This is a genomic window from Streptomyces sp. NPDC006923 (genome assembly GCF_040635655.1).
Taxonomy (GTDB): Bacteria; Actinomycetota; Actinomycetes; order Streptomycetales; family Streptomycetaceae; genus Streptomyces.
In genome coordinates this window covers 1-10,788 of record NZ_JBEYIF010000043.1, presented here as the reverse complement: position 1 = coordinate 10,788, position 10,788 = coordinate 1, and the positions used below count along the sequence as shown (strand labels likewise).

2 protein-coding genes are annotated in these 10,788 nt (G+C 68.9%); both read right to left on the bottom strand.

Translation table 11 applies throughout. The annotated features are described in order from the left end of the window. On the bottom strand, positions 1 to 6,767 hold a 6,767-nt coding region (locus ABZ707_RS32960), incomplete at its 3' end, for an SDR family NAD(P)-dependent oxidoreductase (protein WP_360182485.1). Further along, on the bottom strand, positions 6,754 to 10,788 hold a 4,035-nt coding region (locus ABZ707_RS32955), incomplete at its 5' end, for an SDR family NAD(P)-dependent oxidoreductase (RefSeq protein WP_360182482.1). The genes ABZ707_RS32960 and ABZ707_RS32955, both read right to left, overlap by 14 nt.

The following is a 10,788-nucleotide window of genomic DNA, read 5'->3' as shown; positions in this document are numbered from 1 at the left end:
TGCTCAGTAAGCGCGTTCAATCCCGCAACCAGATCAGCCCGGTTTCCGACCACCACCGCACGATGCTCAAACACCGAACGGGTCACAGCCAGCGAGAAGCCCACATCCACCGGACGACCCTCAACCGCCAACAGACGGGCAGCCTGCTCCTCCAACGCCTCCGCCGACTTGCCCGACACCACCCACGGCACCACACCATCAACATCCTCAACCGGCGCAGAAACCTCAGCAACCAGCTCGGGCTGCTCGATGATCACATGCGCATTGGTCCCACTGATCCCGAACGACGACACACCCGCCCGACGCGGCCGACCCACCTCAGGCCACTCCGTCCGCTCCGTCAGCAGCCGGACATCACCGCTCTCCCAGTCCACATGCGACGACGGCTCATCCACATGCAGCGTCCGCGGCAGCACACCATGCCGCATCGCCATCACCATCTTGATGATTCCCGCGGCACCAGCCGCCGCCTGCGTGTGCCCGATATTCGACTTCACCGAACCAAGCCACAGCGGCGCCTCACGGTCCTGCCCATAGGTCGCCAGCAGCGCCTGCGCCTCGATCGGGTCACCCAGCGTCGTACCCGTGCCATGCGCCTCGACCGCATCCACATCAGCAGCCGACAGACCCGCCGTGGCAAGTGCCTGCCGGATCACCCGCTGCTGCGACGGACCATTCGGCGCCGTCAGACCATTCGACGCACCATCCTGATTCACCGCCGTACCCCGCACCACCGCCAGCACCTCATGACCCAGCCGACGAGCCTCCGACAAACGCTCCACCACCAGCATCCCCACACCCTCGGACCAGCCCGTACCGTCCGCCGCCTCCGCGAACGACTTGCACCGGCCATCCGCCGACAACCCACGCTGACGACTGAAATCCACAAACGTCGCCGGCGTCGACATCACCGTCACCCCACCCACCAACGCCACATCACACTCACCCGACCGCAACGCCTGCACCGCAAGATGCAAAGCCACCAACGACGACGAACACGCCGTATCCACCGTCACCGCCGGCCCCTCCAGCCCAAACGTATACGCCAGCCGACCCGACACCACACTCCCCGCATTACCCGTCCCCAGATAACCCTCCACATCCCCCGGAAAACGCACCAACGGCGACGACGCATAATCGTGATACATCACCCCCACAAAAACCCCACCCGTACGGCCCTTCACCGACACAGGATCAATCCCCGCCCCCTCAAACGCCTCCCACGACGCCTCCAACAACAAACGCTGCTGCGGATCCATCGCCAAAGCCTCACGCGGCGAAATACCAAAAAACCCCGGATCGAACTCCGCCGCCTCATGCAGGAACCCACCCTCCCGCGTATACGACGTCCCCGAATGATCCGGATCCGGGTCGTACAGGTTCTCCAGATCCCAGCCACGATCCACCGGAAAACCAGAAATACCATCCCCACCACCCGCCACCAAATCCCACAAATCATCCGGCGACGCCACACCCCCCGGATAACGACACGCCATCCCCACAATCACCACCGGATCATCCGACACCGAACCCGACACCACCGAACGCACCGGCACCACACCACCCACACCCCCCACCAACTCCGACAACACAAACCCCGCCAACAACAACGGCGTCGGATAATCAAAAATCAACGTCGCCGGCAACCGCAGACCCGTCTCCGCACTCAACCGATTCCGCAACTCCACCGCCGTCAACGAATCAAAACCCACATCCCCAAAAGCCCGATCCACCTCCACACCCGACACATCAGCAAACCCCAACACCCCCGCCACCTGACCACGCACCAACTCCAACACCACCGACTCCCGCTCACCCTCCCCCAACCCCGCCAACCGGTCGAGAAGAGTGGCCGATCCGGCAGAGATCGCGACCGCCGAGCGCCGGACCGGACCGCGCACCAGACCGCGCAGCAGCGGCGGGACATCCGTCGTGCCGCGCAGCCGGCCGTCCAGCCGCATCGCGACGATCACCGCGTCGGTGGTCCCCAGGGAGGCGTCGAACAGAGCGAGCCCCTGCTCGCTCGTCATCGTCGGGAAGCCGAACCGCGCCATCCGCCGGACATAGGACTGATCCAGGCCCGCGGTCATGCCCGCCGACTGTTCCCACGCACCCCACGCGAGAGAGAGGGCCGGCAGGCCAAGCCCCTTGCGGTAGGTGGCCAGCGCATCGACAAACGTGTTCGCCGCCGCGTAGTTGGCCTGGCCCGCGTTTCCGATCAGACCGGCGACCGACGAGAAGACGACAAAAGCCGCCAGGTCGGTACCCCGCGTCAGCTCGTGCAGGTGCCACGCGGCGTCCGCCTTGGGCCGCAGCACGGTGTCCAGCCGCTCCGGCGTCAGCGCGTCGATCACACCGTCGTCCAGCACACCCGCCGCATGGATCACCGCCGTCAGCGGATGCTCGGCCGGGACGGACGACATCACCTCGGCCAGCGCGTCACGGTCGGCCGCGTCACAGGCGGCCACCTGTACGGCGGCGCCCAAGGCGGACAGCTCGGCCACCAGCTCCGCGGCACCCTCGGCTTCCGCACCACGACGGCTGACCAGCAGCAGATTCCGTACGCCATGGTGCGTGACGACGTGTCCGGCGAGCAACCGGCCCAGTCCACCGGTGCCACCGGTGATCAGCACGGTGCCTTCGGCGTCCCATTCCGGCGCCGCCGACGTCCCCGCGCCTCTGACCAGTCGGCCGACCCGGATCTCCCCCGCCCGCACCAGTAGCTGCGGCTCACCCGCGGCCATGGCCGACAACAGCTCCCCGGACGCGGTGTCCGCGTCGGTGTCGGGGCCGAGGTCGATCAGGGTGAAGCGGTCCGGGTGCTCCGTCTGAGCGGACCGCACAAGCCCCCAAACGGATGCGGCGACCACGTCCGTACGGTCTCCGGCCTCGACCGCTCCGCGTGTCACAAAGACCATGCGTGACCGCTCGTAGCGCGTGTCCGCCAGCCACTCCTGTATCAGGCCCAGGACCTCGGTGGTGCGCTCACGTATCGCGGTGGGCACATCGGCCGGCTCACCCGAGGTGGCGGATACGGGGACCACAACTGTCTCCGGCACCTGACGGCCGGTTTCCAGCGCCGAGGTCAGCGCGGCCAGGCCGGCGTAGCTGTCGGCGTCGGGCAGCTCGTCAAGCTCGCCCAGGACGGCGAGCGAGGCGGTCGGCTCGCCGGTCGACGGGACCGCTCGGGCCAGCGGCGTCCAGTCCAGCCGGAACAGCGAATCCTGCCCGGCGGCGGACAGCGCGGCCACGTCGACGGGCCGCAGGGCCAGCGACTCCACTGAGACCACCGGCTCGCCCTGGTGGTCAGCGGCCTCGATCGACACGGCGTCCGCGCCGGAATGGACCACTCGCAGCCGTAGCGCGGAGGCGCCCTGGGCATGCAGGGACACACCAGACCACAGGAACGGCAGCCGGCCCGCATGGGCCTCTCCCAGACCGGTGAACATCGATGCCTGTACAGCGGCGTCCAGCAGCGCCGGGTGAAGACCGAACTCTCCGGCGTCGGCCGCATCGTCGACCGTGGCCTCGGCGAAGATCTCGTCGCCACGCCGCCAGACGGCCTTCAGCCCCTGGAACACCGGACCGTACACGAACCCGGCCGCCGAGAAACGCTCGTAGAAACCGTCGAGCGCCACGGGCTCCGCGCCCTCGGGCGGCCAGGTCCCGGCCGCGAACTCCCGGGCCTTGCCGCTGCCAGGAGTGAGAATCCCGGTCGCATGACGCGTCCAGGTGCCGTCCACCGCGTCGTCCGCGCTGGAGTAGACACTGACCCCGCGCCGCCCCGACTCGTCAGGGGCCTCGACAACGACCTGTACGGCGAGAGACCCCTGCTCCGGCAGCACCAACGGCGCCTCCAGCGTCAGCTCCTCGACCCGCCCGCACCCGGCCTCGTCACCGGCCCGGACCACCAGCTCCAGGAAGCCCGTGCCCGGCAAAATCACCGTGCCCGCCACCGCGTGATCCGCGAGCCACGGATACAGCGCTACCGACAGACGGCTCGTCAGCAAGAAGCCGTCTGAGCCCGGCAGTTCGACTGCGGCACCCAAGAGCGGATGGTCGGCTGAGCGCAGCCCGAACGCCGAGGCATCGCCGCTGACCGGCAGGATCTTCGGCCAGTAGCGCTCATGCTGAAAGGCATACGTCGGCAGCTCCACGCGCCGCCCGCCGCCCGCGAACACCGCCTTCCAGTCGCAGTTCAGGCCATGGACGAACAGCTCTCCGAGCGCCGAGAAGACCGTCTGCTCCTCGGGGCGGTCCTTGCGCAGGACGGGCACGGCCACCGTGTCGACCGACTCCCGCGCCATGGCGGACAGGGTGCCGTCCGGACCGATCTCCACGAACGCGGTCACACCGGAGTCCACCAGCACGCGCACACCATCAGCGAACCGCACGGTCTCCCGCACATGCCGCACCCAATACTCCGGATCACTCCACTCGTCCACGACCACGGCACCGGTCACCGTCGACACCGCGGCGATTGACGGACGACCGAACTGCAAACCGGCGACGACCTGCCGGAACTCCCCCAGCATCGGATCCATCAACGACGAATGGAACGCATGGCTCACCCGCAGCCTCCGCGACTTCCACTCCCCCCGCACCTGAGCAACCGCCTCCTCGCTCCCCGCGATCACCACCGACGCCGGACCATTCACCGCCGCCAACGACACACCCTCCGGCAACGGCACCACCTCCGACTCCCCCGCCCCAACCGCCACCATCACCCCACCCGACGGCAACCCCTGCATCAACCGACCACGCGCCGACACCAACACACACGCATCATCAAGCGACAACACACCCGCCACATGCGCAGCCGCGATCTCACCGATCGAATGACCCGCCACCACATCCGGAGCAATGCCCCATGACTCCAGCAGCCGGAACAACGCCACCTCCAGCGCGAACAACGCCGGCTGCGTGAACTCCGTACGCCCCAACGCCTCCTCGTCGTCGAGATCCGGCAGCGTCAACCGCGCACTCACCGCGTCAAAAGCCTCCGCGAACACCGGAAAACGGGCATACAACTCCCGCCCCATACCCGCCCGCTGACTCCCCTGACCCGCGAACAGAAACGCCGTCCGGACCGCACCCCGGGCCACCCCCTGGATCACACCCCCGGGAGCCTCGCCCTCCGCCAACGCACGCAGGCCGTCCCGCAGGCCGTCCCCGGCACCCACCACCACAGCCCGGTGCTCGAACACCGCGCGCGTCGTGGCCAACGAGAAACTGATGTCCGCCGGACCACCGGGGACCGACAGCAAGCGTGCCGCTTGGTCCCGTACCGCCTGTGCCGTCTTGGCCGACACCACCCACGGCAACGCACCGGAGGTGTTCTCAACCGTCTCCGCCGGAGCCTCGATGGCCGGCGCCTGCTCAATGATCGCGTGTGCGTTGGTGCCGCTGATACCGAACGACGACACGGCGGCCCTGCGCGGCCGGCCCACCTCGGGCCACTGCGTCTGCTCGCTCAGCAGCCGGACCGTGCCACTCGTCCAGTCGACGTGCGACGACGGCTCTTCGACATGCAGGGTCCTGGGCACCACGCCGTGCTGCATCGCCATGACCATCTTGATGATGCCCGCGACACCGGCGGCGGCCTGCGTGTGCCCGATGTTCGACTTCACCGACCCCAGCAGCAGCGGCCGGTCCTCCGGCCGGCCCTGCCCGTAGGTGGCCAGCAGCGCCTGCGCCTCGATCGGGTCACCCAGCGTCGTCCCCGTACCGTGCGCCTCCAGCACATCGATGTCGCTCGGAGGCAGCGCGGCAGCCGCGAGCGCCTGCCGGATCACCCGCTGCTGCGACGGACCATTCGGCGCCGTCAGACCGTTCGACGCACCGTCCTGATTGACCGCCGTGCCCCGCACCACCGCCAGCACCTCATGGCCAAGGCGACGCGCGTCCGACAGCCGCTCCACCACGAGCATGCCGACGCCCTCGGACAGACCGAAACCATCGGCCGAGTCCGAGAAAGCCTTGCACCGGCCGTCGGGAGAGAGGCCGCCCTGCCTGCTGAACTCCGCGAAGCCCTCCGGCGTGGCCAGTACGGTCACGCCTCCCACCAGCGCGAACGAACACTCGCCCGACCTCAGCGCCTGACCGGCCAGGTGCAGTGCCACGAGGGACGACGAACACGCCGTGTCCACCGTCACCGCCGGACCTTCGAGTCCGAAGGTGTAGGCCAGTCGGCCCGACATCACACTTGAGTAGCTGCCCATGCCGACATGGCCGCTCAACTGCTCGGCCGCCCGCGTCTGGTTCAGGGACTCGGCGTAGCCCGTCTGGAAGGCGCCGACAAATACGCCGCCCGTGCTGCCCTTGACCGACGAGGGGTCGATACCGGCGCGTTCGAAAGCCTCCCAGGACGTCTCCAGCAGCAGTCGCTGCTGCGGGTCCATCGCCAGGGCCTCACGCGGCGAGATCCCGAAGAACCCGGGGTCGAACTCCGCCGCCTCATGGAGAAAGCCCCCCGCCCGCGCATAGCTCGACCCGTGTTTGCCCGGCTCGGCGTCGAGCAGCGCGGCAAGGTCCCAGCCGCGGTCGTCCGGCAGATCCGAGACGGCGTCGCCGCCTTCGAGCACCAGGCGCCAGAGTTCCTCGGGCGAGGCGACTCCGCCGGGGAACCGGCAGGCCATACCCACGATCGCGATGGGTTCGTTCGCGGCGGCCGAGAGCTTGCGGTTCTGCGTGCGCAGCCACTCGGTTTCCTTGAGAGAAGCCCGAAGGGCCTTGAGGAGCTTCTCGTCAGAGCTAGAGCTGGCCATCGCGGTCCCATGTCTCCTTGATCGCGCCGTCGAATGTGGTGCTGTCGAGCGCCATGCTGATAAGGCTGTCGGCGTCCATCTCGTCAATCGAGGCCGGCTGGGCGTCGTCTTCGAGAACAGACGGTTCGTCCTGTGCTCCGACGAGTTCGAGGATCCGGTCCATCAGCCCGGAGTCGCGCAGTCGGCTGAGCGGGATGGACTGGAGTACGCGGCGGACACGTTCGTCGCCCGTGTCGTCGTCCTGGTCCGCCGCGCCGTCGGGGAACAGCTCGGACAGGAGATGTTCCGCGAGTGCGGCCGGGGCGGGATAGTCGAAGATCAGCGTCGCGGTGAGCCGGAGGCCGGTCTCAGTGGTGAGCCGGTTGCGCAGTTCGACGGCGGTCAGTGAGTCGAAGCCCAGATCGGTGAACGCCCGGTCGGTGTCGATGGCCCCGCTGGTCGCGTGTCCCAGGATGACTGCCGCCTGGCCGCGCACCAGGTCGAGCAGCGCGAGCCGGCGCTTCTCCGTGTTGAGGCCGGACAGGCGGTCCCGCAGTGTGTCCTCGGCCGCGGCTGTCCTCGCGGCGGCGGCGCGGCGGGCCGGTGCGCGTACGAGTCCACGCAGGACGGCCGGGACCTCCGGCTGACTGGCCAGCGCGCGGGTGTCCAGCAGTGTGGCCACCACAGCGGCGTCCGCGAGCCTTCCGGCCTGGTCGAACAGGGCGAGCCCTTGTCCGTTCGACATCGGCGGCAGCCCGGAGCGGGCCATCCGCCCTGTCTCGACCTCGCCCAGGTGGGCGGTCATCCCGCTGCGCTGCTCCCAGAAGCCCCATGCCAGGGACTGTCCCGGCAGGCCCAGCGAGCGTCGGTGCTCGGCGAGCGCGTCGAGGAAGGTGTTCGCCGCCGCGTAGTTCGCCTGGCCCACACTGCCGAGGACACCGGCCATGGAGGAGAACAGGATAAACGCGGACAGATCCAGATCGCGGGTCAGTTCGTGCAGATACCAGGCCGCGTCGGCCTTCGGCCGCAGTACTGTGTCCAGCCGTTCCGGTGTCAGCGCGTCGATCACACCGTCGTCGAGCACACCCGCCGTATGGACCACCGCTGTCAGCGGGTGCTCGGCCGGAATGGACGCCACTACCCCGGCCAGCGCGTCCCGGTCCCCGACATCACATGCCGTCACTCGGACATCAGCACCGTACGCGGTCAGCTCCGCGACCAGTTCGGCCGCTCCGTCCGCGTCACCGCCGCGCCGGCTGACGAGGAGCACATTGCGTACGCCGTCCTCGGCGACAAGGTGGCGCGCCAGCAGTCCGCCGAGGCCACCGGTACCGCCCGTGATCAACACCGTGCCGTCGGGGTCCCAGGCACGCGGAAGAGTCAGGACGATCTTGCCGATATGGCGCGCCTGACTCATAAAACGGAACGCGTCCACCGCCCGCCGTACGTCCCAGCCGCGCACCGGCACCGGCCTTACCACACCAGTGTGGAAGAGCCGCAGCAGCTCCGCCAGCATGTCGCGGATACGGTCCGGTCCGGCCGCGGCCACCAGGTCGAAGGCATGGTACGAGACTCCCGGGTACTGCTCCTCGATCGCGCTCAGTTCCCGGATGTCGGTCTTGCCCATCTCCGAGAACCGGCCGCCGGGCGCCAGGAGTCGCAGCGACGCGTCCACGTATTCACCGGCGAGCGAGTTGAGTACGACATCGACCCCGCGACCGCCCGTGACCTGCCGGAACTTCTCCTCGAAGTCCAGCGTACGCGACGACGCGATGTGATCGTCCGCCACACCCAGCGCACGGAGTGTGTCCCACTTGCCGGGGCTGGCGGTAGCGAACACCTCGACACCCCAATGCCTGGCCAACTGAATCGCCGCCATACCGACACCACCGGCACCCGCATGAACCAGCACCGACTCCCCGGACCGCAGCCCGGCCAGATCCCGCAGACCGAAATACGCCGTCAGGAACACGGTGGGCGCCGACGCCGCGTCCTCGAAGGACCAGCCTTCCGGGACGGGTGCGAGGAGCCGTTCATCGGCGACGACGACGGAACCCAGACCCCCGAGGAACATCCCGAGCACGCGATCACCGGCGCTCAGACCGGTGACTCCGGGCCCCGTCTCCAGCACCACACCGGCGCCTTCGATGCCCACCAGCCTGTTCTCTCCGGGATACATCCCGAGAGCCGTCAGCACATCGCGGAAGTTCAGGCCCGCCGCACGCACACCCACCCGTACCTGCCCAGCGCTGAGCGGCCGCGCCAGCTCCGGCGCCGGCAGCAGCGAAAGGTTCTCCAGGGTGCCCTTGGCTCCGATGTCGAGTCGCCACGGCACGTCCCCGGCGGGCAGCGGCAGCCCCCCGCCGGGCGACGACGTACGCACCAGCCGGCCGATCCGGACCTCGCCGTCCCGGACGATCACCTGGGACTCGTCGCAGTCGGCAGCGGCCGACAGGACATCGGTGGACGCGTCGGTCCCGTCGAGGTCCACCAGCACAAAACGGCCGGGATGCTCCGACTCCGCGGAGCGCACCAGGCCCCATACGGAGGCCGCCGCGAGATCGGCACCATCACCGTCGCCATGGCCCGCGCTGTGCCCGCTGCCGGGCCCGTGCGCCACCGCGCCGCAGGTCAGGAAGGCCATGCGGGACTCGGCGAACCGGTCGTCGGCCAGCCACTCCTGTACGAGTCCCAGCGCCGCCGAGGTCGCCGTGCGCACCGCGACGGGCAGATCAGCACCGGTGGGAACGACCGAGACCAGGACGGTCCGCGGCGCGGGCATGCCGTCGTCGACAGCGGCGGCCAGTTCCGACAGGTCCGCGAAGGAATCAGCGCCGGACACAGCCGGTGCGTCACCCAGCACAACCACGGAGCCCCACGGCTCTGCGGTCACCGGGCTCCACTCCATCCGGAACAGCGGATCCTGTCCCACTGCCGTCCGGCTCAGAGCCGCCATGTCGACAGGTCGCGTGGTGAGCGCCTCCACCGAGGCGACCGGCCGGCCTGTCGGATCGGTGATCTCCAACGACACCGTGTCGGCGGCTGCCGGAATCAGGCGCACGCGGAGCGCGGAAGCCCCAGTGGCATGCAGGGAGACACCGCTCCAGGAGAAGGGCAGCCGGCCGTCGGCAGCGCCGGTGAGCCAGGACGTATGGAGTGCGGCATCGAAGAGCGCCGGATGCAGACCGAAGGACGCTGCGTGGCTGATCTCGGCCTCCGGCAGGGCGACTTCGGCGAAGATCTCCTCGCCACGACGCCATGCGGAAGTGAGTCCCTGGAAGGCGGGTCCATAACCGAAGCCCGCGTCGGCCAGTCCTTCATAGAAGGTGTCCAGGCCGACCGGATCCGCGCCGGTGGGCGGCCAGACAGCGGTGTCGGCGGTCTCGGCCTCGGACGGTTCGGGCGCGAGGACACCGAAGGCGTTGCGCGCCCACGGCTGCTCAACGGTGTCGGTGCGGGAATGCAGGCTGAAAGCCCGCCGACCTGCCTCGTCCGGTCCTTCGACAAGGAGCTGAATCCGCATTCCGCCGGTTTCCGGCAGGACAAGGGGGACTTCGAGCGTCAACTCGTCGATCCGGCCGCAGCCGACCTGATCACCGGCCCGGATCGCCAGCTCCACAAATCCGGTGCCGGGGAACAGCACGGAGCCGCCGACCGCATGATCGGCCAGCCACGGATGCGAGCGCAGAGACAGCCGACTGCTGAACAAGTACCCGTCATTACTGGGGAGTTCGACGCCCGCGCCCAGCAGTGGGTGATCCGGGGTAGTCAGACCGGCGGCAGAGAGATCCCCGGCTACGGCCTCGGTTGTCGGCCAGTACCGCTCGTGCTGGAACGCGTACGTCGGCAATGCGATCCGGCGACCGCCGGTCAGTGCCGGGGACCAGTCGACCTGCACACCCTGGACATACAGCTCGGCGGCAGAACGGAGGAAGCGGTCGAGACCACCCTCGTCGCGGCGCAGCGAACCGACGACGAGGGCGCGGTCGTCCGCTGTGTCCGCGATCGGCACCGTGAGTACGGGATGGGCGCTGGCCTCGAC